The organism is Clostridium massiliamazoniense, from assembly GCF_001403635.1.
GTDB classification, from domain to species: Bacteria; Bacillota; Clostridia; order Clostridiales; family Clostridiaceae; genus Sarcina; species Sarcina massiliamazoniense.
Genome location: NZ_LN879467.1, coordinates 332,169 through 357,683 on the forward strand (window position 1 = coordinate 332,169; position 25,515 = coordinate 357,683).

Annotated in this window: 28 protein-coding genes and 1 pseudogene; 12 read left to right on the forward strand and 17 right to left on the reverse strand. The window is 25.2% G+C overall.

What is annotated here, in order from left to right; translation table 11 throughout:
* Positions 1-157: 157 nt before the first annotated feature.
* Entirely contained in the window at positions 158-541 is a 384-nt protein-coding gene (locus ARA19_RS05475; protein ID WP_055069961.1) for a hypothetical protein, read from the reverse strand.
* 340 nt (positions 542-881) lie between these two features.
* Positions 882-1,376, reverse strand: a complete 495-nt coding sequence (locus ARA19_RS05480) for a hypothetical protein (RefSeq protein ID WP_055069962.1) — start codon at positions 1,374-1,376, stop codon at positions 882-884.
* A gap of 194 nt (positions 1,377-1,570) precedes the next feature.
* Between ARA19_RS05480 and ARA19_RS05485 the strand changes: the two genes are divergently transcribed.
* Positions 1,571-2,665: a VanZ family protein gene (locus ARA19_RS05485; protein ID WP_055069963.1), complete on the forward strand. Its 1,095-nt coding sequence runs from the start codon at positions 1,571-1,573 to the stop codon at positions 2,663-2,665.
* A gap of 298 nt (positions 2,666-2,963) precedes the next feature.
* Here the strand turns inward: ARA19_RS05485 and ARA19_RS05495 are convergent, their stop codons facing one another.
* On the reverse strand, positions 2,964-3,485 hold the full coding sequence (locus tag ARA19_RS05495) for a GNAT family N-acetyltransferase (protein ID WP_055069965.1): 522 nt from the start codon (positions 3,483-3,485) through the stop codon (positions 2,964-2,966).
* 379 nt (positions 3,486-3,864) lie between these two features.
* Between ARA19_RS05495 and ARA19_RS05500 the strand changes: the two genes are divergently transcribed.
* A complete protein-coding gene (locus tag ARA19_RS05500) occupies positions 3,865-4,242 on the forward strand; it encodes a DUF5412 family protein (RefSeq protein ID WP_055069966.1) in 378 nt (125 codons plus the stop codon).
* 202 nt (positions 4,243-4,444) lie between these two features.
* On the opposite strand, the gene ARA19_RS05505 is transcribed toward ARA19_RS05500, so the two are convergent.
* Complete coding sequence (locus ARA19_RS05505) at positions 4,445-6,055, reverse strand: MutS-related protein (protein WP_055069967.1); 1,611 nt, start codon at positions 6,053-6,055, stop codon at positions 4,445-4,447.
* Positions 6,056-6,394: 339 nt separating this feature from the next.
* The gene (locus tag ARA19_RS17495; protein ID WP_157452229.1) at positions 6,395-6,559 is read right to left on the reverse strand and encodes a DUF1648 domain-containing protein; all 165 of its coding nucleotides are present in this window, start codon (positions 6,557-6,559) and stop codon (positions 6,395-6,397) included.
* Positions 6,560-6,812: 253 nt separating this feature from the next.
* Here ARA19_RS17495 and ARA19_RS05510 point away from each other — a divergent pair, with 253 nt between their 5' ends.
* The 3 genes from ARA19_RS05510 (at position 6,813) to ARA19_RS05520 (ending at position 9,838) form a co-directional block, all read left to right on the forward strand.
* Positions 6,813-7,538 (forward strand): ABC transporter ATP-binding protein, encoded by a 726-nt coding sequence (locus tag ARA19_RS05510; RefSeq protein WP_055069968.1) that lies wholly within the window; start codon positions 6,813-6,815, stop codon positions 7,536-7,538.
* Between the two features lie 646 nt (positions 7,539-8,184).
* Positions 8,185-9,039, forward strand: coding sequence for a hypothetical protein (locus ARA19_RS17865; protein ID WP_147574363.1), 855 nt, complete (start codon positions 8,185-8,187; stop codon positions 9,037-9,039).
* A 430-nt stretch (positions 9,040-9,469) separates the two neighbouring features.
* A complete protein-coding gene (locus ARA19_RS05520) occupies positions 9,470-9,838 on the forward strand; it encodes a PH domain-containing protein (protein ID WP_055069970.1) in 369 nt (122 codons plus the stop codon).
* A 7-nt stretch (positions 9,839-9,845) separates the two neighbouring features.
* Here ARA19_RS05520 and ARA19_RS05525 read toward each other — a convergent pair whose 3' ends face one another.
* The 3 genes from ARA19_RS05525 to ARA19_RS05530 form a co-directional block, all read right to left on the reverse strand.
* Positions 9,846-10,109 carry a hypothetical protein gene (locus tag ARA19_RS05525; RefSeq protein WP_055069971.1) on the reverse strand — a complete coding sequence of 88 codons (264 nt, stop codon included), beginning with the start codon at positions 10,107-10,109 and terminating at the stop codon, positions 9,846-9,848.
* Between the two features lie 43 nt (positions 10,110-10,152).
* Positions 10,153-10,293 carry a hypothetical protein gene (locus ARA19_RS17505; protein ID WP_157452230.1) on the reverse strand — a complete coding sequence of 47 codons (141 nt, stop codon included), beginning with the start codon at positions 10,291-10,293 and terminating at the stop codon, positions 10,153-10,155.
* A gap of 189 nt (positions 10,294-10,482) precedes the next feature.
* Positions 10,483-10,824 carry an SdpI family protein gene (locus ARA19_RS05530; RefSeq protein WP_055069972.1) on the reverse strand — a complete coding sequence of 114 codons (342 nt, stop codon included), beginning with the start codon at positions 10,822-10,824 and terminating at the stop codon, positions 10,483-10,485.
* Positions 10,825-11,110: 286 nt separating this feature from the next.
* Between ARA19_RS05530 and ARA19_RS05535 the strand changes: the two genes are divergently transcribed.
* From ARA19_RS05535 to ARA19_RS05545, 3 genes are all read left to right on the forward strand, one after another.
* Positions 11,111-11,656, forward strand: a complete 546-nt coding sequence (locus ARA19_RS05535; RefSeq protein ID WP_055069973.1) for a TetR-like C-terminal domain-containing protein — start codon at positions 11,111-11,113, stop codon at positions 11,654-11,656.
* A 255-nt stretch (positions 11,657-11,911) separates the two neighbouring features.
* Positions 11,912-13,504, forward strand: a complete 1,593-nt coding sequence (locus ARA19_RS05540) for an oleate hydratase (RefSeq protein ID WP_242862398.1) — start codon at positions 11,912-11,914, stop codon at positions 13,502-13,504.
* Between the two features lie 296 nt (positions 13,505-13,800).
* Positions 13,801-14,670, forward strand: a complete 870-nt coding sequence (locus ARA19_RS05545; protein ID WP_055069975.1) for a Cof-type HAD-IIB family hydrolase — start codon at positions 13,801-13,803, stop codon at positions 14,668-14,670.
* Positions 14,671-14,763: 93 nt separating this feature from the next.
* Here ARA19_RS05545 and ARA19_RS05550 read toward each other — a convergent pair whose 3' ends face one another.
* The 8 genes and pseudogenes from ARA19_RS05550 to ARA19_RS05580 all read right to left on the reverse strand — a co-directional run bounded on the left by ARA19_RS05550 (position 14,764) and on the right by ARA19_RS05580 (position 20,184).
* On the reverse strand, positions 14,764-15,237 hold the full coding sequence (locus tag ARA19_RS05550) for a glutathione peroxidase (protein ID WP_055069976.1): 474 nt from the start codon (positions 15,235-15,237) through the stop codon (positions 14,764-14,766).
* A 90-nt stretch (positions 15,238-15,327) separates the two neighbouring features.
* The gene (locus ARA19_RS05555) at positions 15,328-15,759 is read right to left on the reverse strand and encodes a MarR family winged helix-turn-helix transcriptional regulator (RefSeq protein WP_055069977.1); all 432 of its coding nucleotides are present in this window, start codon (positions 15,757-15,759) and stop codon (positions 15,328-15,330) included.
* Between the two features lie 318 nt (positions 15,760-16,077).
* Positions 16,078-16,686 carry a hypothetical protein gene (locus tag ARA19_RS05560; RefSeq protein WP_055069978.1) on the reverse strand — a complete coding sequence of 203 codons (609 nt, stop codon included), beginning with the start codon at positions 16,684-16,686 and terminating at the stop codon, positions 16,078-16,080.
* Between the two features lie 9 nt (positions 16,687-16,695).
* Entirely contained in the window at positions 16,696-17,112 is a 417-nt protein-coding gene (locus ARA19_RS05565) for a hypothetical protein (RefSeq protein WP_055069979.1), read from the reverse strand.
* 136 nt (positions 17,113-17,248) lie between these two features.
* Positions 17,249-17,476, reverse strand: a pseudogene (locus tag ARA19_RS18185) (hypothetical protein); the annotation flags it as partial.
* A gap of 489 nt (positions 17,477-17,965) precedes the next feature.
* Positions 17,966-18,424, reverse strand: a complete 459-nt coding sequence (locus ARA19_RS05570) for a hypothetical protein (RefSeq protein WP_055069980.1) — start codon at positions 18,422-18,424, stop codon at positions 17,966-17,968.
* A 171-nt stretch (positions 18,425-18,595) separates the two neighbouring features.
* The gene (locus ARA19_RS05575; protein WP_055069981.1) at positions 18,596-19,096 is read right to left on the reverse strand and encodes an SMI1/KNR4 family protein; all 501 of its coding nucleotides are present in this window, start codon (positions 19,094-19,096) and stop codon (positions 18,596-18,598) included.
* Positions 19,097-19,569: 473 nt separating this feature from the next.
* On the reverse strand, positions 19,570-20,184 hold the full coding sequence (locus tag ARA19_RS05580; RefSeq protein ID WP_055069982.1) for a TetR/AcrR family transcriptional regulator: 615 nt from the start codon (positions 20,182-20,184) through the stop codon (positions 19,570-19,572).
* Positions 20,185-20,429: 245 nt separating this feature from the next.
* On the opposite strand from ARA19_RS05580, the gene ARA19_RS05585 reads away from it, so the two are divergent.
* From ARA19_RS05585 to ARA19_RS17870, 3 genes are all read left to right on the forward strand, one after another.
* Positions 20,430-21,074 carry a nitroreductase family protein gene (locus ARA19_RS05585; RefSeq protein WP_055069983.1) on the forward strand — a complete coding sequence of 215 codons (645 nt, stop codon included), beginning with the start codon at positions 20,430-20,432 and terminating at the stop codon, positions 21,072-21,074.
* Between the two features lie 123 nt (positions 21,075-21,197).
* Complete coding sequence (locus ARA19_RS05590) at positions 21,198-21,857, forward strand: nitroreductase family protein (protein WP_055069984.1); 660 nt, start codon at positions 21,198-21,200, stop codon at positions 21,855-21,857.
* A gap of 1,313 nt (positions 21,858-23,170) precedes the next feature.
* Positions 23,171-23,314 (forward strand): hypothetical protein, encoded by a 144-nt coding sequence (locus tag ARA19_RS17870; RefSeq protein WP_157452231.1) that lies wholly within the window; start codon positions 23,171-23,173, stop codon positions 23,312-23,314.
* A 338-nt stretch (positions 23,315-23,652) separates the two neighbouring features.
* Here ARA19_RS17870 and ARA19_RS05605 read toward each other — a convergent pair whose 3' ends face one another.
* Entirely contained in the window at positions 23,653-24,645 is a 993-nt protein-coding gene (locus ARA19_RS05605; protein WP_055069987.1) for an amidohydrolase family protein, read from the reverse strand.
* Positions 24,646-24,831: 186 nt separating this feature from the next.
* Here ARA19_RS05605 and ARA19_RS05610 point away from each other — a divergent pair, with 186 nt between their 5' ends.
* Complete coding sequence (locus tag ARA19_RS05610) at positions 24,832-25,437, forward strand: TetR-like C-terminal domain-containing protein (RefSeq protein ID WP_055069988.1); 606 nt, start codon at positions 24,832-24,834, stop codon at positions 25,435-25,437.
* The last annotated feature ends 78 nt before the right edge of the window (positions 25,438-25,515 follow it).

A 25,515-nucleotide genomic window follows, 5' to 3' on the forward strand; every position in this document is an offset into this window, starting at 1 on the left:
ATAAGCTCCAAGGTTACTTACACTATCATTATTTAACTTCTTAAGACCATTTCTTGTAATTATATAATTTATCTCTTTTCTACTTTCAACTCCATCAACCTCTAAATGTGCATTACTTCTACTTATTATATTAATTATATCACCATAATTAAACTTTTTATTTCCTAATTGCTTGATTTACTTCTTCATATGGATAAGACCCACCAGCAAAGTTTTGATTATATATAATTTTCCCATTAGAATTAGTTATATTAACTGTTAATGAATTATTTCCAGTATAATAAGGATTTAAGTAATTTCCACCATTTGAAATTTCAAAAGTATTATCCTTATTAAACCCTATATTAAAAACTGGATAATTCCATACATTAGTAATTTTTATTTGTTCAGTATAAAGATTATTATTTTCTGTAGATTCTGATATATTCTTTGTTGAGTTAGTTAATAATATATTATTTTGTCCAATATGAGTAACTGGTGAAATCATAGATGCCATAGTAGTAACTGTTACCAAAGTTAATGTTTTTTTTCTTTTATTCATTAAAGCCTCCATCTTTAGTTGTTATTTGATTTGTACCTTATTAATTATTAATAAGGTAGAATTATTATCATATTATTCAGATTTAAAGATTTTTATATTTTCTTTATCTAAATTTTTAATTTTGTTAATTTTACGTTAATTTTATGTTAATTTTTTATTTTTTTCTTATTATAATATATCTTTTTCATAAGTTATTTAAAAAAGTATTACAAAGCAATCTATAAAGTACCTGATAAAAAGAAAAAAAGAGTATCTCTAAAGAAAATAAAAATTTCTTTAGGACACTCCATATTTAATATTTAATTGCTGGTCTTTAATTAAATTCTACCTGAATTAAGTCTTAGTTTATTTCATCTAAAATTTCTACTATCATAGATGGGTCTGGTGATAATTTAAATCCTGATATTTCTGTAGCCACTGAAATTGCTGTACTATAATTATTGTTTCCTATATTAAATTTTATATTTGTTCCATTATTATTGAAAATAAGTTTTTTATTTTCTAAATCACAACTTAAATTTTGACCCTTTCTATAAATTATAATTGGATTTAAACTTTTTGTAGCTTTATAAAGATTTATTATTGGATATTCTCTCTTAAGTTCTAAACTATAAACAAGTTCTTCTACTGATTTATATGCAAAATTTATATTTCCACCATCAAATTCATAATCAAGGTTTCTTATATCCCCTGTTTCTAAAGCACTTAATATTGTATTTCTTAACTTTTCATCTGAACTATCTCTGTTTACTATATCTATTAAATCAAATTTTTCTCCTGCCTTAAGAGCAGTTATTACTTTTTCAAACTTGCTTATTCTCACTTTATCTTCCATTTTAAAATCTCCTTAGTATTTATGTAATTCTTATATCAATATACTATCTTTTAATAACATATGCAAACTCCCCTTCTCTACACCTTTTTTAATATAGTTACAAATATGTAATTTTTTATATATAGCACCTTTTAAATTCATATTATGTTAAAATATAGTATCTGTGTAAAAATATCAATATTATTGGAGGTTTTATGATTATTAATTATGCAATTATTTTTTCTATATTACTTATAGTATTTTATTTAATAACTACTATATTCTCTTATTTTAAAAGCAAAAAATCAGGAAAAATCTTTAACTTTCCTAGAAAAATTGTAGAATTCTTTTTCTTACTTTATTTTATAGCAATTATTTATTTCACTATGGGAAACACCTATGGCTATTCAGTACTTACTCCCATTCATTTTGGTGAAAATTTTTATATTAATCTAATTCCTCTAAAAGAAACTATTTTAATGTTTCAACAGGACTTAGGAACTGCACTTTATAACGTTTTGGGAAATACTATAATGTTTATCCCCCTAGGTATTTTTATTCCATTTTTATATAGAAAAAAATTAAATATTTTACATATAACCCTTTATGGATCTTTCTGTTCTCTTTTAATAGAACTAAGCCAAATCTTTACTGGATTACGTTCCTTTGATATAGATGATATCATAATTAATACTATTGGTTCTGTTATTGGTTTTTTAATTTATAGAACTATTATTTCCTTTAATAGTAACTCTAAATTAAAGGATTTATTATTTAATATTTCTAGTAATAAATCTATATTAAGAGAAATAGTTCTTATTACTGTTCCTATGTTACTTTTAATAAATACCTCAATTTATTTTTCTAGATATAGCTTTTTTAAATCAAGAGCTGTAGATAAAAATAATATAGTTCAAGTGTTTAAAGAAAAGGGAAATTCCATAGTTAAAAGTAATCAAATAGGTGATGCTCATTATTATCTTTCTAAAAATAATGATAATAACTTTATCCTTTCACAATATGAATATCAGTTAGACTACTTTATAGAAAATTATGAAAATCTTATTTTAGATGATAACCTCACTTTAAATGATAATAAAGGTAATAAATTAATCTTAGAATCTATTGAATTTGCTTCTAATAAAGTTAAAACTATGCTTATTTATGGTGAATTACTTAGTGATAAAATCTTAAAAATAAAACATAATGGAAAAGAACAATCTGTAGCCTTAAAAGCTGGTTATTATTTAGATACTATAGATGTATCAGCTCTTCATATTGATGATGAATTTGAAAGCTACTTTGAATAGGAATTGATCTGTATCAAATCAGCACCTTAATTTTATATTATTTCTTCATCTGCCGAAATAGCTATATAGGTACAAAATGCTGTGACCATTGAACTAGTACTAGAAGCTCTTTATTTTTGAACAATAGTTTCGTAAAAAAATTTCCATTGTTTGAACAAAGTGAGTTTGGAAATTTTAGAAACTGTTGTAGAAAAAATATTAGAGCTTCTTTACGTAGGTGAGTGGTCACAAATGGTGAACCTATATAGCTAGATAAAAGGCAGAGAGGATGTACCTGCAATTTGATACATCCTCTCTTCTATTCAAAAAATTCTTTTGCATATATTATGATTCCTGAAACTTCATCTAATGAGTTTTCTTTTAACTGAAGCACCATAAGAGCTTCTTCTGGTACTTCAAAAGGTGCTTTTACTCCATATTTACTTGACCTTTCAAAACCAAATTTCGGATAATAGTGGTGGTGTCCAAGCACTACAATTGATTCATAACCTAAATTTTTTGCCTTCTTAATTCCTTCATTAACAAGTTCACTACCTATACCTTTCCTTTGATATTCTGGTAATACTGATAAAGGAGCTAAAACTAAGGTTCTAAATTCTTTATCTTCATTCTTTATTTTCCCTTCAGTAAAAAGACAATGTCCTACTATTTCCCCCTCTAATTCTGCCACTATAGATAACTCTTTAATAAAACTTTCACTACCTCTTAACTTATTTACTAATATATGTTCTGTTTTATCACTAAATTCTGCCTCTTCAAAAGCTTTTTTAACTATTACTTCTACCTTTTCATAGTCCTTCTCTAATTCTACTCTTATCATTTATTATTCCCCTTAAATATGTACTATAAAATTCTATTAATTAAACATATAATATCACAGTTTATATACTCTTTTTTAATTTAATAGATTAATTAATAATTTATACATACTTTTTAAAGATTACTTCCTATAATTTTAAATATAATTAATAAATTTTTCTTACTTTTCTTATATTAACTTAAAAATACACTATTTTACTCTATGTTATTGTTAATTATGAACAAATTTACTTTTTAAATTTTAATTATCTTTTACATTTGTTAATAATTCTTTTGTAATAAATAATTTAAAAAAAGTCTACGGCTTTCTTCTCCTCATGATGTTAAAATTAACTTATATTAATACCAGAAGAAAAATAAAGAAATTAACTGGGGGTAACATGAAGAAGAAAAAGAAAATACTTTTATATTCAGCTCCAATTGCACTTATTTTAATTACAATGGCAATATACTTTACAGTAACTACATATATTAATAACCTACACTTATTACCAGAAGGAAAATTTTTAACAGAATCAGTCTCCCCTGATGGTAAATATACAGTTAAAGCCTATTTGTGCACTGGAAATGTAGATACTGATGTGTCTATTAGAGGTGAATTGATTAACAACAATAATAAGAAGAAAAGAAACATCTATTGGGACCATAAAATTTATGATGCAAATATAATTTGGAATACTGACAATAGTGTACTTATAAATGCTCATAAAATAAATTTACAAAATGGAAAATACAATTGGAGAGTAGATAAATATTAAGACAATAGTAATTATTACTTTTATAAAAATTCTAAATAAAAGGAGTATCTCTAAAGATTTAAACAACCTTAAGATACTCCTTTATCTGTTAACTAATACTTATAATACTTTAATCTTCTATAAATAATTACTTGTCCCTAAATAACTTCCATTAAAATTCAGCTATAATCAAAACTCTAGCTAAATTAAATCTGAGTTTACTTTATTCATACTCTTTTACTCTTAATTCTGCCATATCTGTTATTTCCTTTGGATATCCAACATATTTAAGTAACTTTATAGCATTTCCTTTCTTTAAGATACCTCTTTTTAATTTATAATCAAAACTTAGCCCTGTTTTTTCACTGACATTTTCACTAAAATAATAAAAATCATGACTTTCCTCTAAAAGATTTGTTAGCTCTCTATCATGAGTCGCAACCAATGATATGGAATTTCTTCTTTGAATATATCTCAAGATTTCCTCTGATGCAGCTATTCTCTCTACAGGATTTGTTCCTCTAAAAATCTCATCAATTAAGCAAAATACTGGTCTTTCTTTCTCTAATTCTTTTATTATTCTAAGTAATGCTTCTGCTTCTGCTAGATAATAACTTTTTCCATTGCTTACGTCATCTTCTGGACTTATTGAACTTACCAAATTGAAAAAAGGTGCTTCATATTCTTTTGCTATGGCAAAATTAAAACTTTGTGCGAAAATAATATTAATTCCAAGCATTCTTAAAAATGTAGATTTACCCGACATATTAGTTCCAGTTATAACAATACCTTTTTTATCTATGTTTATTGAATTTCCTACTGCTTTTTCAACTAAAGGATGTATTCCTTCTACTATTTTAAAAGAAGTTTCATCTATGAATTTAGGTATAGTAACTTCCTCTTCTATACTATCTAAATAGGATGCTATAGCAATTAAAGCATCTACTTCTCCAAGTTTTTCATACAATATTTTTATAGGTTCTTGATAATCTTTATATCTTCTAGCTACTTTATAATAAGCTATTTCAACATCAAAGGTTGTTTGTCCAAAAGCTTCTTTAAAAGCATCTCTAGCTAAATTAAGAAGATTTAATGCATCAATTCCCTCATTTCTACTTACAGATCTAAAGCTTCTTTGTTCTTTTTTTAATATATCTATTGACTTTTCTATATCATCTCTATATTCATCTAAAATTCTACAATCTAATTTTAATATTTTTTTTCCAGCCTTAATCATATGACCTACATAAGCTATTGCTTCCATAGGTTGCTTTTCAATTAATCGCTTTCTTTCCATACTAGAAATAACACCATTTATAACTAAATTTACTACAAAAAATATAATGAAGGCAATATTAAAAAATGAAAGTAAAATAAATATAATAGGTAAAACTCTTCCAAGAAAAGTGAATAAAATTCTCTTATGCTCTTCAACTTCTAAATCATTAGAGATAAAACTTATTACTTGTGCATTTCTATCTTTACTTAAGTCAAATAACTGTCCTTGAATTTTAATTCTGTTTGCTTCATCATTTTTTATACTCTTTATAAGATTTAATCTCTTATTTAATTCTTCTTTATTTGCTAAAGGAGTTCTAAGCATATTGTAAAGCATAGATTCTCCTGCTGAGCTATAAGTTCTATCAATAAGTTTATAAACTTCATCCATTGATAAATCATCCCAGCTTTGATCATCAACTACATATTCCTTATTACTAGAAAATACATCATAATATTTTCTTATATATTTAAACTCTCTCTTTTTACCCGGTCCATCTGGCCATGCTGTTCTCACATAATGTTCAAAATCCTTTGTTTTATTTATTATTCCCATAAAAAATTCCCCCCTAAAGAAATTTAAAGTGTTTTATATGATTTGAACTCATTTATTTTTAACAGAATTTCTCTAATAATATAATAAAGTAAGAAATGTCATTACAACTAAAATTAACATACCCTTTGAACAGTTTTTGACCATTATAATACAATAATTCATATAGGTGAATATTAATAATACTTCAATACTTAAAGCTTTCATCATTATGGTTGCTGAAAAATATTGCTTTTCCCTATTCTCTTCTGTTATTTCAACTGGATAATTATATAATTTAGGATATTTTGATAAAAGTAAGATCCCTCCCTCTAATATAATTCCAATACATACAGGAAAAAATTAAAAATTCTTTGTCATATAATCTTCAATTCTTCCCATAGAATCAATATGATTAGGAATTTCACTAGGTAATTTACTCCAAGCAATAACAGTTCCACTTATTAATAAAATAAGAAATCCTATTATAATTACATCTAAAACTATACTTATTTTTTTATTCTCCATAATCTATCTCCCTTATGATTATTAATGTACACAAGCACTTATTTTATAGTCCCCCATATATAGATTATCTTTGGAACAAAACATCTTAGATTTTTTCATATTATAATACTTTGCAATCTAAAGAAAAAAATGTTTGCTAACCTCCTTATAGTATATTTTAACATTTTTAAAAGTTATTTACTACTTGTTTTTTTAATGGTATTATTATATATAAGTTATACTAAACTATATTAAAGGAGTGTTTAAAACGTATATGATTATTTTCAATAACTTATCAAAAGCATATTATGGAAAAAACTATGTAGTCACTAATTTAAATCTCAAAATAAATTCTGGTGAAATTATAGGACTGATTGGACATAATGGAGCTGGTAAAACAACAACCTTAAAAATGTTAAGTGGTATTTTAAAACCAAGTAAAGGAGAGATTAATGTATTTTCAAAAACTTTATCTAATGATAATATTACTGTAAAAAAAATGATTAACTATGTTCCAGATAAACCAATTATTCTTTTGGAATTAACAGGCTTAGAATATTTAGAATTTATATCAAATATTTATGAAGTTCCTTTAGAAGAAAGAAATACTAATATAGCACTTCTTACTAAAAAATTTAAAGTGGAAAATGTTTTAAATGATAAACTTAAAAATTATTCTCAAGGTATGAGAAAAAAACTAATGTTAATTGCTTCTTTTATTAGCAATGCTAAAATACTAGTTCTAGATGAACCATTAACAGGTTTAGATCCTGAAGCTATATTCATACTTAAAGAACTTTTAAAGGACTATGTTAAAAAAGGTAATATTGTTATTTTCTCTACACACCTTTTAGATATAGCAGAATCATTTTGCACTAGATTCTTTATATTAAATAAAGGTAATATAATATTCGATGGGGATATTTACAAATTAAAAGATAAATATGGTGAAGATGCTTCTTTAGAAGATGTATTTATGGAGGTTATAAAAAATGAATAATTCAAAGTATTTTTTGAAACTCCAATTATCTAATACTATAAAAAGCCTTTTTAATAAAGATACTATGGGAAAAAAGAAAATAAACACCTTAATACTGACAAACTTAATTTTCTTTTTACCTACCTTAGCACTTTTATTAATAAAAAAAGATTTCTTAGTAGCTAATTTCAAAATAAATCATATTATCTCATTTTACTTTATGTTTCATATAGGATATCTTTTATTAGTTTTTTTCAAAAAGATAATTGCAAATATTTTTCTAGCTGGAGACTATGAAATTTTTTTATCTTTACCAATAAAAATTAAAGATATTCTTTTAAGTAAAATTATCACTGTCAACATTTTAATCCTAGCTGAGTCTCTTTTTATTTTATTCTCCTTCCTAGGAATTCTTTCTATATATAAAGTGAAATTTTATGCCTATATACTTTGCATTCTTAGTTATCTTATAACTAATTTCTTATTTACTTTATACACTTATATAATTTCTATAATTTACTTAAAGTTAAATAAGATTAATAAAAAAATAAAATATGGACTATTTTTGGGATTAATTATACTTTCAGTTTCTTCTTTCAGTTTCAGAAATATCTTTGCTCTCATAAAAAAAGTCTTCTTAATCAACCTAATAGTCAACTCTTCAAATATGGAATTAAACATCCTTTTATATATTCTTCTTGGATTATTAATCCCCTTATTTGGATTTTCATTATTCTTTAAAGCATATAAAAATATTATATTTAATTTGAATTTATCTCAAACTCTTCATTATGCTGAAAAAAATAATAATACTAAAGTTAAAACGACAATTCATGCTCTTATTTATAAAGACTTAAAGAAAATTTTTGGTAATTCAAATTTTAAACAAAACTTTATAATCGGCAACCTAATATTCATTATATTTTTTATTATAAGTTATTCTATATTAATCCCTAAACTTACAGACATAAAGATAACGATTATGTTCTTTATAGCCTTAACCAATATATTTCCATCTGCATCTATAGTATCTATTTGCTTAACTCAAAATTTAATATCAATGGATGGCCAAGACCTAGAATTAATACAGTCTTTGCCTGTAGATGTTTATAACATAATGAAGTCTAAAATTATAGTTGCAGTAATTATAAATTTACCACTTATTTTAGTTTCCTTAATACTTAATACAATTTTTTATAGGAATTCTCCTTTGTTAATGTTTCTTTCATTAGGTGCAACACTATTAACTTATGGAACCTTTATGATTTATTCTATATATATTGATGCTAAAGCCCCTAACTTTACATGGTTTAATAGCAAAGACTTATTAGATGATTTTTTTAAAACATTTAAAATCCTTGGATTTTCAGCTGTAATTTATGTTCCTCTATATTTATTAAATGTTATATTCAAAGGAAACTATTTTCTAATCCTACTACCCACTTTATTTAACTTATATCTTTTAATAACTACTTACAATAAGTTTAAAATTACAATAATCAACACATTCTCTTTTAAATAAATATATTAAAATAATTCAGATAGAGTTTTTAACTTTATCTGACTTTCACTAAAAGCACACTATAAATTTTCCTTTATTTAGACCTCCCTTAGAATTACTTACCATTATATAAACTTAATCACATTTAAAATCTTGCTTATTTTAAATCATTCTTCTATTCAAGCTTTTTCAAACCCATATTTTCACAAAATAAATATGATATTTACAATTCTATTTTATATATGCTAAACTATTAGTATCCAATTTAAGATGTCTCCTTTTGTTTATAAAGTTAGTTGCTAAACCTAATTTTATTCTAACAAAAGGAGTTTTTTCATACCTACTACTAAAGCTACTATGAACATCACTGCACAGCAGGTAATATTCTTTAAATATACTAATTGCTACTAAATTAAGTGTATACTTAATTAAATACTAAGGAGGAATTTCAATGAAAATTATTTATTGGAGCGGTAAGATAAATCACTTTGGATTACCATTAAGTTTTACTACTTATGAAGTATCTGATGATTATTTAACAATAAGAGAGGGATTACTTAATTTAAAAGAATCTCAAACTAAGTTATTTAAAATTACTGATATAAATTTAAAAATGAGCTTAATTGATAGACTTTTTGGACAAGGAAGTCTTGAGTTATTTACAACAGAAAATAATGATCCTGTTGTAGTATTAAAGAACATTAAAAATCCTAGAGATGTAAGAGATTTATTAAATGGATGTATTAAAACTTCCTTAGCTACTAATAAAGTTACTCAAACTCAAGTTTATTCAAATGACTTAGATGATACCTTACATTAATAGTTGTTTAATAAAATATTGTATTAAAAAAATAAAGCCTTGGAACATAAAAATTCCTTGGCTTTATTTCATGAAAATGTCTTATTTCTATATTATCAATATTTATATCCTTATTATTAAGGTCTTCACTGAAAAGAGAAGCTACTTTATTTAACTTACTTTGCAATTTATATCTCAAAGATTTATTATAAGTTAAAATAAGCACTCTCCAATTCGGCTTTTCTTTTATTAAATGAATTGCTCTAGCAAATAAATATAATCTTCTGACCAATCCTTAACTTCCAATATTGCTATTCCTCTTTTAATATCAACTACTATAAAGTCAACTCTTTTACTAGAAATAGATTGTTGACCATGTACATATACCTCATGCTTTCCCCCTGCATATAATCTAATACTTTTACTTCTCCTTTTGTAAGCTCAAAAGCTTTATTTATCGAAACTTTTAATCCCATATATCCCCCTATTATAGTTTTCTCTATATAAGTATATTTTTCTAAATATATTTATATTAAATTTATTTTCATTTAATATCTTTTTTTATTATTACATAAGATAAACTATTCTTCTATGAATAAAAATTATTTAAGTGAAGTTATTAATTATTTCAAAGTAAAATAAAAGATGCTAAAATACAGCATCTTTTATTCTTTATCTAAAAAACTTAATTTTCTTTCTATAATTATTGATGATATTATAGTTACTATAATAACTGCTATGTTAAGATATGAAATCATATTTCTAGTATGGTTCTTGTAAACTACAGTAAAAATTAAAGCTAATGCTAAAGTTAGTCCCCCCATAAGTACCCAAACTATTCCTATAAACTTTTGAGCATACTCCCAATTTCTATCGCTAATTCTAGATCTTCTAGTTCTATATCCCATATTAGCTTCTCTATGTTTAGAAAATACTACTATTTCTAAAATCCCTAGAACAATAAATATTAAAGGTAATATTGTGTTTTGCAATATCATTAAATCCATACCACCCACCTCCTTAACTATGATTATATTTAAGGAGAACTTAAACACAAATTATATCTTTTAATAATAATTTAGTTGAAAACATCATCCTCATTGAAATTCATAGTTTTCTTAAATAAATAAAATGATTTATTTAATTTAAGATTTAATTTTATAAATCTCTTTCAAAAATAAACTAAAACTTTGTTTATAAATACTAGTTATAAGATAAATAACTTATATGGTAAAATTATCATATGATTAAATATCGTTTAAATTTACTCAGCATTAAGGAGGATAAGGTAAAATGTCTACAATAACAAAAAAAGCACTTGCAACATCATTAAAAAAATTAATGAATAGTACCCCATTAGATAAAATAACTGTTAAAAGCATTGTTTCTGATTGTGGTGTTAATAGACAAACCTTCTATTATCATTTTCAAGATGTCTATGACCTGTTAGGTTATATATACAAAACAGAGGTTATTGCCAATATTTCAGACTGTAAAAGTTATGACACTTGGGAATCTGGTTTTCTAAAGGTATTTCATTATGTCAAAGAAAATAAAAAGCTTTGTATGAATACTCTTAATTCACTTGGTCGAGACCATTTAGAAACTTTTCTCCATAATGAAGTCTTTAAACTTCTTATTGATGTAGTAGATGAAGTTGCTCAAGGACATAATGTATCTGATTTAAACAAAAAATTTATAGCTGATTTTTATACCTTTGCTTTTATAGGAACCTTAATATCTTGGATGAAAAATGATATGAAGGAAAGTCCAGAAAGTATAATTCATAATATAGATACACTAATAAAGGGGAATATAAAAAAGGCTTTCATGAATTAAATAAAAATTTTAGACAAATAAGGCTAATTGTATAAAACTTATACAGTTAGCCTTATCTGTCTATGTAATTAAAGCTTTTTTAGGATTATTATATGGTTATAGGGGTTATTTACTAAATAACTTTTGATTAAAATTCTAAAACTTAATATTTAACCCTTAAGCTTTAGAGGTTTAATTTAAAAGAAACTCCTTTTTATTTTTAGTAAATAAAAAAACATAAAATTAGCATAATTAAAATATATGGAGGGGATTTTTATGAACGAAAAATTTAAAAACAAACATGCTTACTTTGTTGGTGGAGGTCTTGGCTCATTAGCTGGAGCTGTTTATTTAATAAGAGATTGCAATTTTCCTGGTGAAAATATTCACATATTAGAAAGCATGAATATCTTAGGTGGAAGTAATGATGGAGCTGGTAATGCTCCTGATGGATATATAATTCGTGGTGGTAGAATGCTTAATGAGGAGACTTATGAAAATCTTTGGGATCTACTTGGATCTATTCCATCACTAGAAAAAGAAGATATGTCAGTTTGTGATGAAATATTCGAATTTGACCATGCTCATCCAACTCACGCTAATGCTAGATTAATAAATAAAGATGGTGAAGTTTTAGATGTTATGTCCATGGGCTTTGATAATAATGACCGTATGGCTCTAGGAAAATTAATGATAACTCCAGAAGAAAAATTAGACAACTTAAGAATTTGTGACTGGTTTGCTGGTACACCACATTTCTTTGAAACAAACTTCTGGTATATGTGGCAAACAACCTTTGCATTCCAAAAATGGTCTAGTCTTTTTGAATTCAAACGTTATATGGACAGAATGATTTTTGAATTCTCACGTATACAAACTTTAGAGGGTGTAACTAGAACAACTTATAATCAATATGAATCTATTATTTTACCAATTAAGAACTACTTAAATAATCATAATGTTGATTTCACCTTAAACTATACAGTTACAGATTTAAAATTCAAAGATGATGATTCAATCACAGTAACTGATATTATCTATAATAATAATGGAGTAGAAGGCTCTTTACATTTAAATGATGGAGATCTTTGTATTGTTACTAATGGTTGTATGACTGATAATGCTACCTTAGGTTCATTAGATTCAGCTCCTGAGATGATTACTGAAAATCCTGTTTCTGCAACTCTATGGAGAAATATAGCTAAGAAAAAACCTAACTTAGGTAATCCTGAGCCATTTTTCAATAATCCTCAAGAAACAAATTGGGAATCCTTTACTGTAACATGCAAAGGAAATAAACTTTTAAAAAGAATAGAAAAATTCTCTAGAAATGTTCCTGGAAGTGGTGCATTAATGACCTTTAAAGACTCAAGTTGGCTTATGTCAATTGTTGTAGCTGCACAACCACATTTCAAAAACCAACCTGAAGATGTCACAGTATTTTGGGGTTATGGACTTTACACAGATAAAGTTGGAGATTATGTGAAGAAGCCAATGAATCAATGTACTGGTGAAGAAATACTAACTGAACTTTTATACCACCTACACTTTGAAGATGAATTAGATGAACTTCTTGGTACTGCTATAAATGTTATTCCTTGTATGATGCCTTATATAGTTTCTCAATTCCAACCAAGAGCAATGAAAGATAGACCTGAAGTTGTTCCAGAAGGTTCAACAAACTTTGCCATGGTTTCACAATATGTTGAAATACCAGAAGATATGGTATTTACAGAAGAATACTCTGTTCGTGGAGCTAGAATGGCAATCTACAAACTTTTTGGACTTGAAAAAAAAGTAGCTCCTGTAACTGCTCATAAATATGATATAAGAACATTATTAAGAGCACTAAATACCTCTTTTAGATAATAACAATAAATATCCTATAGTACTATTTAATTTAGTATTATGGGATATTCTTATTTTTTAAAATTTATTTTATTGTTGTTAAAAATTCCAATCTCTCCTCATCCTCTGTTTATTTGTAAAAGTAATATTATGGTATAATATAATAAACCAAGACTTAATTTAGATAGAGTTTTAACTTTAGCTAAATTTTAGTTATTGTTATCTAAAGACCTGTGTCTATTCATCTCTAGCTTAGAGAACATTGGGATATACAGACATTAGTCACCAGAAAAAGATGAACTAAGGGGGATATATAAATGAGCAATATAAAAGTAATTGTTATGGATGTAGATGGAACATTAACTAATAGTCAGAAATTAATTAGTCCAAACACTATGGATGCATTACTTAAAGCACAAGAAGCTGGAGCTATTTTAATTTTGGCATCTGGAAGACCAACCTCTGGATTAATAGATTTGGCTAAAGCTTTAAAGATAGACAAGTATAATGGTCTTTTAGTTTCATTTAATGGTTCTAAAGTAATCCATTGTGAAACAGAAGAGGTTTTATTTAATGAAACAATGACTGTCGAACAAGGACAAGCTGTCCTTGAGCATATGAAAAAATTTAATGTTATTCCCATGATTGATAAAGATAATTACATGTATGTTAATAATGTTTTCAATAATGAATTACACCATAAAGGTAAAGCTATTAATATAATTAAATATGAATCTCGTGGTGGTAAATTTAAATTATGTGAAATTGATGATTTAGCAATCTTTGCTGATTTTCCATTAAATAAAATTTTAACAGCTGGAGAACCTGAATATTTGCAAAAGCACTATAAAGAAATGATAGAACCATTTAAAAACTCCTTGAGCTGCATGTTCACAGCAGATTTTTACTTTGAATTTACAGCTAAGGGAATTGACAAAGCTAAGGCTCTAGATACTGTATTAACTCCTAAAGGTTATAAAAGAGAAGAAATAATTGCCTTTGGTGATGGACATAATGATATTTCAATGATTAACTATGCTGGAATCGGTGTTGCAATGGCTAATGCTGTAAATGAATTAAAATCTGTAGCTGATGAAGTAACTTTATCTAATGATGAAGATGGCATAGCCCATACTCTAAGCAAATACTTTAAAAATATTAAAGTATATTCTTTAACTTATGTATAAGTATAATCAAGGAGTAAAAAACAATTAATTTAAAATTAATATAACTATCTCAAATAAAAAATCTTACTTGAGATAGTTATGTTTTATTAAATCTTATAGTAATTTTTCAATATCAGATTTTATTTTTTCCGGTTTTATCATTGAACCATATCTCTTTATAACATTCCCCTTTGAATCAACTAAAAATTTAGTAAAATTCCACTTAATCTTTTCTCCCATTACACCTTTAGCTTCTTTCTTTAAATATTTATATATAGGGTGAGTATTTTCTCCATTAACATCTATTTTCTCAAACATACTAAAAGACACACCATAATTAAGCAAACAAAATTCACTTATTTCTTTGTTAGTTCCTGGATCTTGATTAGCAAATTGATTACAAGGGAATCCTAAAACTTCAAATCCTCTATCTTTGTATTCCTTATAAAGTTCTTCTAACCCTGCCAATTGTGGAGTAAAACCACACTTACTTGCTGTATTAACTATTAAAAGTACTTTTCCCTTATATTCTTCCATACTTACATTTTGTCCATTCATTTTTACTGCACTTAAATCATAAAATCCCATTCTTAAAACATCCTTCCTTAGTTAATTTTACACAATTTAATTGAACTCAATTAAATTTACCAAAAAATATTTAAGGATAAACTTAAATATTTATTCAAATCTCTTTAAAAATTTATCTAACATTGCTTTTAATTCACTAACTTCATCCATGTCTATAACACTTTTACAAAGCATTTCTTTTGGAACCTCAAGTATGTCATCCTTTAAAGCCTTTCCCTTTTCAGTTATTTCTACCATTACCACTCTATCATCTTCTTTAGTTCTATACTTTATTATTAACTCCATAGCCTCTAGCTTTTTCAATACTGGAGTAAGAGTACCTGAATCTAAATGAAGTTTTTTTCCTAAATCTTTAAATGTAATTTTTTCTTTTTCCCACATTACTAACATTGCTATATATTGAGTATAGGTTAAATTATATTTATCAAGAATAGGTTTATATAATTTAATTATTTCTCTAGATAATGCATAAAGTGGAAAACATAATTGATTTTCTAATTTAATACTATCATATTTATCCATAAGCACCTCATAAATAATTTTATAAAATTTAATTGAACTCAATTGACATTTTAAATTATATTCTAACAACCTACTTCTGTCAATATATTTACTTATTTCTTCATTAGAATAATAAATATCAATAACAAAAAAAGAGGAAATATACTTCCCACCTTTGAACCTTAATTTTAGACATCGCTTATTATAAAAATAATACAGTATTAACACTTTTGATATTAATACTGTTAATTTCTGATACTACTAGTCTATATCTTACATAAAAAAACAAACTCAAGTTACCTATATAAAAACTATATTACTTCATCCTTAGATATTTTATTAGTCTTTAAAATGCTCTTTTTTTGTACTTTTGTAATTATCATCTAATGCATATAGTAATCTTATTACTTCATTTCTTATATTAACTGGTAGTATGAATTTATTTACATCAATTTCATTAAGATAATATTCCTCCATATCCAGTTCAATTAAATTATCAGGAATATAATTCTTATAATAACGATCTTCCAAAGAAAGCTCTTCGTATTCTTCATCCTCTTTTGCATTCATCACAAAATTATTTTTTTCATAATAACATAAAATTATATCAATACAACATAAAATAAATGATTTTAATGACATTTCCCAAGTATATAAGTCCGAAAAAGCTGGTCTTGTCCATTTATATCTTTCTGCAAACCCACAAACTACTATTATTTCATTATTTTTTCTAGTTATTAAAATAGTCCCAATAGGGCTATCCAAAATCTCTTTTTCCATTTCAAAACTATCACTATCTCTATCTCTTTTTTCTAAAATTCCTGCTATCAAAGAGTTTAAAACCAGTTTTGTTCCCTCACTTTTTAAACAAAAGAATAAAAATTCTATCTTTTTTTCATTTAAACCGTACTTACTAATTATATCTCTAAAAATCTCTTTATTTTCCATAATCATACCTCACAATAAATTATCTATGTTTTCTCTAATACATGTCAATAACTCACAATCTTTCCTCAAATCTTCTGTTATTAATTGATAATGGCATATATACTCTTCTGTAAGAACATATTTTCTTAACAAACATAGAAGTTCTTTATCCGAAAATTCAATATTACAAAACTTTATAATATTTTCTTTTAAATTTGTCTTTTCATCACTAATATTAAATCCTATTTCATCATCATCTAAAAGATCCGAATAGTAATCTTCCAATATAACGCTAATATATACTTTTTGTTGTGAAAATAAAAATTCATACTTTCTAGTTCGAATTAATATATCATAATTGGTCTTATTACTTTTATATAAAGCAATTAATATTTTCATAATTTCATATTCATTTAATATTATATCTTCTAAATTTAAAGATTCCATTTTATCCTCCTAGAATTTTTTAATAATAAAGAATAGCATATAATCAAATTATATACTATTCTTATAACTTTTCATATTTCTTGTTCTTCTTCAGGCTTTAATGGTTCTCAATCTGGTTCATTATCTTCTTCACTCTCTACATATTTAATTCTCTTAATACCTTGTATTTAGCTGCTTCTATCTCCTCTTTATTTAAAGGATATGCTGTTCGAATTTTTCCTGTTGCTTTAACTATAATAATTCTCATTGTTACACCTAAAATTTCAACATTTTTAATTATAAATTTAGGATTTTCTTTTGTAAATGCTTCTTCTCCTTCTTCAGCACCTTTTACTATAATATTAATGAGTTTTTGTGGATTCCACTCTTCAGGAAACTAGGTTTGAGTAATTTTTCCAGTCGTATACTTATTATCAGATATAATTCTTTTGACCATAGATTTCCCATCAAACTTTTTAACAAATCCTTGATACGCATTTGAACTTGAAGAAATAAATTCTTTAGTTGTAGGACTTACTAATATTTTAGGATTGAATTTAGCAAAATCTGCATGTCCACCAACATAAATAATTTTTTTTGAAGTGTTTCTCTTAGTTTACCTTCAAAAATACGTTCTAATCCATCCTCTGTAAATTTTTCTGAGTTTTTATATATACTATATCACGAGTGTTGATTATGTAAAATTCGGATGTTAAAAATATAAAAAACAAGGTCATTCTGTGGTAATATTAAATAGCAAAAAAACAATACTACTAAGGAGAATAACCTCATGAAAAATAATATCACTAGAATTCTTAAATTAGATAAAGATATTATAGCTATTGATTCTACAACTATAAGTGTAAGAAAAGAATTAACAAAGCCAATTTACTGATATAGAAACTATTCTATTTTCTGATTCGAAAATTATAGCTGAAGAATCGAATGCTTTTTCTAATAAAATTTCTTCATAAAAATTATCTCTACATACTTGTTTATTTACATAAGTATATATATTATATTTATTTTCATTACAAAATATTTTTATTCTATAAAAAAGTTGCTTAACAATTGTTATATTTCCAATCCAAGTTAAAAGTAAATCATATAATTTCCCTTTATATTCTAATTCCTCTAAATTACTTCCCATTTCTTTAAATATAAATTTACTCCTAAATTGATCATTTTTAAACTTTTCAAATAAATTTCTATCTACATTATAATTATATTCAATAAGAGTTTCTCCACCGAAATGAATTATTTCAAAATAAAACTCTATTCCACTTCGTTCTAAATCTGCTACTAACACTTCAAAAAATTGTATCCCATTCATATAAATTACCTCATATTCATCTCTACTTTCTCCATCTTTAGGTATTTTAACTTTTAATATTATTTAAATAATATAACTAAGTAATCTCAATTTACCAAAAATAATTTTATACATTCATAAAAATCTTCTTATAATAGCTATGTAAGTACTTTTTTTAAAATTTATTTTTAATTATACATTTTGTTTTTCATATTGTTTTTCAAATTCTATTTCTTCTTCAATTTGTTTATATAAAAATTCACCAAAATTATCTGCAATAACCTCCCTAATTTGTTCATTATCATCATATCCTAGAATGTAAGCTATAACCTTTCCATATTCATTATTAGAACTTAAATCTAAGCAATATAATTCTCCAATCCCAAAATCTGCTATTATTAATAACTCATTTGGGAAATTATATCTTAGTCTTTCATCTAATGTATACCAAATACCATCAGGTACACTACTCTTATCAATTAATTTATTATTTACTATTCCATATACTTGTAAAGCTTCAAAATTTAAATATCCAAAATCTTTTAAAAACTGTTTATATACTTCTGGAAACTTAACTCCTAATTTCTTTTCTGCTAATTGTATAACTTCTAATTCTGCTCCTTTAGTTTTTACTAATAACCCTTCATTTTCTTTTATTAATTTTAAAGCCTTTTTATAATATTCATAACTCATAATATTTCTCCTTTTATTTAAAGTCTTTTGTTCTATTTATCCAATAAGCTCTATCTCCATCAATTTTACTTACTATATGTATTGTATTTTTACTATTATTTATTCTATAGCCAGGTGAATTCCTATTATTTTAAGCTTTGATATAAAAATTTTTTTATAATGTTAAATTATATTAGGTTATATTTCACTTAAATCTTCTATAAATAAATTTATATTTGTATCTAATTCTCATTTATTAAAATTAAGTACAAACATAAAAAAATTCATTCAATAATTTTATTTTGAATACTAATTATCTCTAAACTCTAAAACAACTTCAATATCACTGTTTATACTAATATCACTATCTTATTACTATCCAAATAAATTATAGATATATCACATCCTCCAATTTATAAATAGTAGTGATAAAAAGATAGTCTTAAAACATATATTTTCAAAAACTAATATCTGTAAAACTTGATTTTATATTTTTATATGTCTTTACGCATACCTACTGCCCTTAGTGGACCAATTAACGACATTCTAGCAAGTGTCAGTGCCATTTCATTAGGGGATTCTTTCATATTTTTTTCAAGCCAATGTTTAATTACACCTAAGTCTGCTGAAAGTATATATTGTATAAAATATTCTTCTGAAATTACTGCCTCATCTATATTAAAACTCTTAAGTTTTTGCTTCTCAAACAAATTAGTTTCAATAAATTTTTTTATTTTTCTTTCAAAAGTAAGATCACCTTTAGGACCTAAAATAGCTTTAATAATTACTGAATTTTCTCTAAAATATTCAAAAAGTTTTACCATAAATGGAAGAGGTTCATTTATAGCATCTATATTCATCATGTTGACTGAATTAAGATTCTTAGTCTTTTCTTCAATTTCCTGTATGATTTCATTTTCAATCTTCTCTAACAAGTCATACTTGTCAATATAGTGTAGATAAAATGTTCCTCTGTTTATATCCGCCCTTTGTGTTAAGTCAGTAACTGAGATATTATTAAATCCTTTTTCCTCTATTAACTCTGCTAAGGCAGACCTAATCATCTTTTTAGTACGTATTACTCTTCTATCAATAGATACTTTTTTCATAAATTATGTCCTCATTCTATATAAATTTTTAACTTTTATTAACATATTTCTAGTAAATGTTTATTATTTAACAATTTAAATATTATTGTTTATTGTATAAAGCAATATAAATATTATAATATACATATAGATTATTAATCAACAATATGTTCATTAAAAATACACTTTTTCACATGTTCTGGAAAACATATAATTGATGTAAATTTAATAATTTTGGTAAATAAATTGATTAATGGAGGATAAAAATGAATAATTTAGATAAAAACAATGTTAATGAAGTTTTGGACATGCTATTAAGAAGTCGAAGATCCGTAAGAAGTTTTACAAAAGAAGTGCCTTCAAAAGAACTAATTGAAGAAATAATTGAGGCTGGGAGACTTGCACCTTATCCAATACTTGCAGTAGCAAAGCAAACAGATTTCCGACATTTCTTTGTTATTTCAAATAACAGTTTACAAATGGATAAAATAAAAACTATTCTTGTTGATGTTATTAAAACTCAAATATCAGCCTGCGAGAAAGAGGTAGAGAATAACAGCACTTTACAATCCTTTATCACCTCCTTAAAGATGCAAGTTGAAAAAGGAGTTCTTGGTGTAGGTACAGCCCCTTATCTTATTATTATAGGAGAACGTCGTGGAATACCAGCCATAGAACAAAAGGCATTATCTCATGTGATGCAGAATATGTGGCTTAAAGCAACTGCTTTAGAATTAGGTGTTGAACTTGTTAGTGTAATAGGAAGATTAAGTAATAATAAAGATTTTTGCGATATTTTAGGAGTACCAACAGGAGAATATGGATTTGATGCTTGTGCAATTGGTTTCCCTACAACACCTGTAACTAAAGAAGGCAGAGCTGTTCCTTACCCATCTATAAAATGGATATAATAAAAATTCTAATGTGTTTTTGTTCTAGTATCATGTAAAGACAGTAAATAGAAATTAATGATATAAACTGATATATAAACTTATAAGTATGTCTTATAGATTTATAATAAGGAGGATGAAATTATGTTTGAAAATATTAGTAAAACTCAAAGTGATGCTCTAGAAGACATTCTAAAAGCTCGTCGTTCAGTAAGATTGTTTAGTACCATTCCACCAGATAAAAAGGATATTGAACAAATAATTCAAGCTGGATTAATTGCTCCCTTTGCTTCTGTTCCCGCTAAGGGAAAGAGAGATTTTCGAAAAATAATTATAATTCCTACTGACTCTAATGCAATGACAAAGATTGAAAGTATAATTAAGGTTGTATCTCTAAAGCACTTTGGCGAAATGAAGGAAAAGAATGCCATGGCATCTTCTGTTATGAAAAAACTTGAATCAGGTGATGTTACAGATTTATTTGGTAATGCACCTTACTTAATAATTGCAGCAGAACGTAAGGGAAAAGGATTTCCTTTCACTTATGAAACTGAACAGTCAATAAGTTTAAGTTATTGCATGTATAATATGTGGTTGAAAGCAACTTCACTTAAAATTGGCTTCAAGCTAGTATCAATTTTTGTACATTTAAAATTGGGGAATAATAAAGAATTTTGTGAGTTATTAGGAATTCAATGTGGCGAATACGCTATTGATGCCTGTGCTATTGGATATCCAGATGATAAATATAAACTACCTCAAGTAAATTATCCAAACTACGAATCGAACACTACATGGTTATAAATTTACAATATAGAAGTTATTATAATCATAAGCTCAATATTTAACTAGAAAAGTAACAATTTTGAAAAATCACACTAGTGTTGCATTGATGTAAGTTTTACATATTTACAAATCAAGCCATATATAATGTATAACTTATAAAAAACTGCAATACTTTAGTTTTAACTTTTTTATTGTTTACCTTCTCTTCAACGAATATTACTATCTTCTATATCAATTAAATACTGCTTTGCTTCTTGAAATATAAAAAACAGTATTAACATCCTTATTGATGTTAATACTGCTGAATTATGATATTTTATACCTCATAATAAAAATTCTATTTCTTTAACTTTACTTAGTTCCATCAAGAACTTTTTTAAACTTGCACTTATATTCTCAAAATCTTCTAGATATTTTTACTCTAATTCATTTACCTTATAAACAACTGCAGAAAAAGATGTTTGTACTGATTGTTTTTCTTTAAGTTCCTCAATAGAATTAATATAATCAATTTGCTTCTCCTTAGTTTCTCCAATTAAAGAGTAATAATATTTTTCGGATTTCTATTCTGCTTTTTGTTCTATATTGTTAGATTTCTGTTCTACCTTTTATTTATAATATAAAATTTAATTTTAATTCATAAAAAAATATAAATAATAGATTTATTTTCTATAAATTAATTCTAAAGTTTTAAGTTTTGATATTTATATTATATTTAAATTTTTTTATTCCAAATATAGTATCATACATATAAAAATGAAAAAACCAACAATATAAAAAATAATATATCCTCCCCAAGAAATATATATTTGCATAATACTATTTTATATTTTGTATATTTTAATAAATAAAATATACATATCATCATCAAAATTCCTAAAGTTATTGGAATAAAAACTCCTATCATTGCTAAATAATTTTCTGTAAAAAACACATCTGAAAAATATAATAAGTGAAATACTATTGAACCAATAAAGGTTTTAGTAAAAATATTTTTTATCTCCATACAATTTACATCACCTTCCACCCAATATTGTTATTTAATTTAATAGTAGTATAATAATATTATTATTTTAAAACCTTTTTTTTAATAAACTGTATATTTTTAGTTCTTAACTATATATGTAAAAAAATACAGAAACTAAATTCTGTATTGTTTTAAAATTATTCCTATTAATTTATCTATGCTATCAATTAATTAACTATAAGTAGTTTGAATTTAACTATATTGTATTTCAAAGGAGATTATTTCATTATGAAAAAATTTTTTAATAGTGACTATTCCCCTTAGTTCTATAGACCTTATTGGCTGTAATTATAGCAAATTTGAAATGTCAGATACTGATAAAATACAAAAATATGAAACAGAACAAAAAAATAAAAATATTAAATCAATCAAAAAATTTGAAGATAAAGTTGGATTAGAAAATGTCACTAAATTATCTGCCAACGATTTATTCACCTGCTCTCCTTAATAATAAACGCTCTAAAATTAATACTAATATATTAACAAAAGATATAATTTAACAAGTAATTGAAAGAGCTAAATATATAATAGATACTAACTCTGTAATTTTATCAGAAATAGAAGACAAGCCACTATATGAATTTAATCTTATGAATAACTTAAATGACCTTGATAGACTTGGTCTTGTTATATCTAAAGATTTAGCTTTAGATTTATATTACAAGTTTTTATAAAAAAATTAACAGTACCAACACTAATAGTATCAATACTGTTAACTTTTAATCTTTATATTTTATTTCTACAAATCTTAATTATCCATCACTGTATTTAATAAACATAAATTTCTTATTTCTTAAAACGTGGGAAAAGTTCTAAGGCATTATTATATAAAATATCCTCAATTAACTTATCATCAAATTTTTGATAATTTGAAATTCTTTCTGTCATTTCTTTGGACCAATCTTCTGGTGCATAATGTGCATCACTTCCAAATAAAATATGAGATGAACTTGTTGTATCTTTCAAAGCTTCAAAGGTTGCTGGTTGAGTAGAAATAGCTGTTTCAAAATAAAAATTACTCATATATTCTTCAGGCTCTTTTTTTAAAGTACTCCATCTCTCTGCTACTAATGAATCTTTCATCCAGACCTTCCCAGCTCTATAAGATTGTCCAATTCTCCATTTTAAATATGGAAGTGTTCCTCCTGCATGTGCAAGAATAAATTTAATATTTGGACAACGCTCAATTGTTCCACTTAGAACAAGATTTGCTGCTGCACGAGTTGTATTAAATGTAAATTCAGCCATAAAATCAGCTGTTAAAAATTTAGGACGTGGATTTGATGCTGGTGGAGCACTAGGGTGAATAAATACAACTGCATTTCTTTTATTTAATTCATCCATTAAATCATCAAAAATAGGATCACCTAAAAAATGTTCATTATAATTAGAAAGTAGCCCTACCCCATCTAATTTAAGTTCATCTAATGCATATTTTAATTCTTCTATGGCATTATTTACATGTGGTAATGGTAAAAATGCAAAACCACCGAATCTTTTAGGGTATTTTGAAATCATATCTGCTTGGAATTCATTTATATCACGTGCAAGTTTTTTTGCTACTTCTGGATTTAAAATAGGAATTACACCTGGTTCAGAAATAGATCCAATTGCAACTTCTATTCCTAAACGATCCATCATATCTAAACTTGTTTCAGGGGTCCATTTTTTAATAGGCATTCCACCTGATTCACCTACTCCAAAGTATTCAAGAGTTGAACGGTATTGTTCTGGAATAATGTGATGATGTACATCTATAAATTTATTTGCTTTATTCATAAAAATCTTCCTTTCATTTTCAATTATATATTTTAGACATCTTGTCAATTAATATACACTTTGTATATAATAATTATATCAAGTTGTAAACTTAGGTCAATGTATAAAAAAACACTAAATGTCTCTTAAAAGACATTTTAATAAATATTGTTTAAAAAAAATAAATTATAGATATGGAGAAATGATATGTCTAAAAGAAAAAAAATTGATCCACGTGTAAAAAGAACTACTAAATATTTAAGAGATGCATTTATCGATCTTCTAGAAGAAAAAGATTTAGATATGATTAGTATTCAAAATATTACAGATAGAGCTGAGCTCACTCGAGGAACCTTTTATTTACATTACGAAGATAAGTATGATTTTATTTCAAAAATTATAAATGAAACTTTAGAAGACTTAATTGAGCAAGTAAAAACTGATCAGACAAGTAAAGATAATCCTCAAATTTCATTTATTAACCTTTTTGAATATATAGCTAAAAATCATAATTTCTTTAGGGTTATGTTAAGTGATAGGGGACCAAAAGAATTTCGACATAGTATATTTGAAATTGTTCAAGAAAAAATATATGGAAATTTACTTTCAACTATTGTAAATTCAACTGAAGACTTAATAATACCTAAAGATATTTTTATTAGTTATGTTATTTCTGCACATATAGGTGTTATAAGTTCTTGGTTAGAAAATGGTATGAAGTATAGTCCTACTTTTATGGCTACAACTTTAACTAAGTTAACATTCGAAGGACCATTACAGGTTATTGGTTTACAAGATAAAATTAAATTTTAGATATCGTCATTAACTAAAATTTAAAATTTTTTCTGTTTATATATTCCAAAATAAGAAAATAGTATGGCAATATTAGGA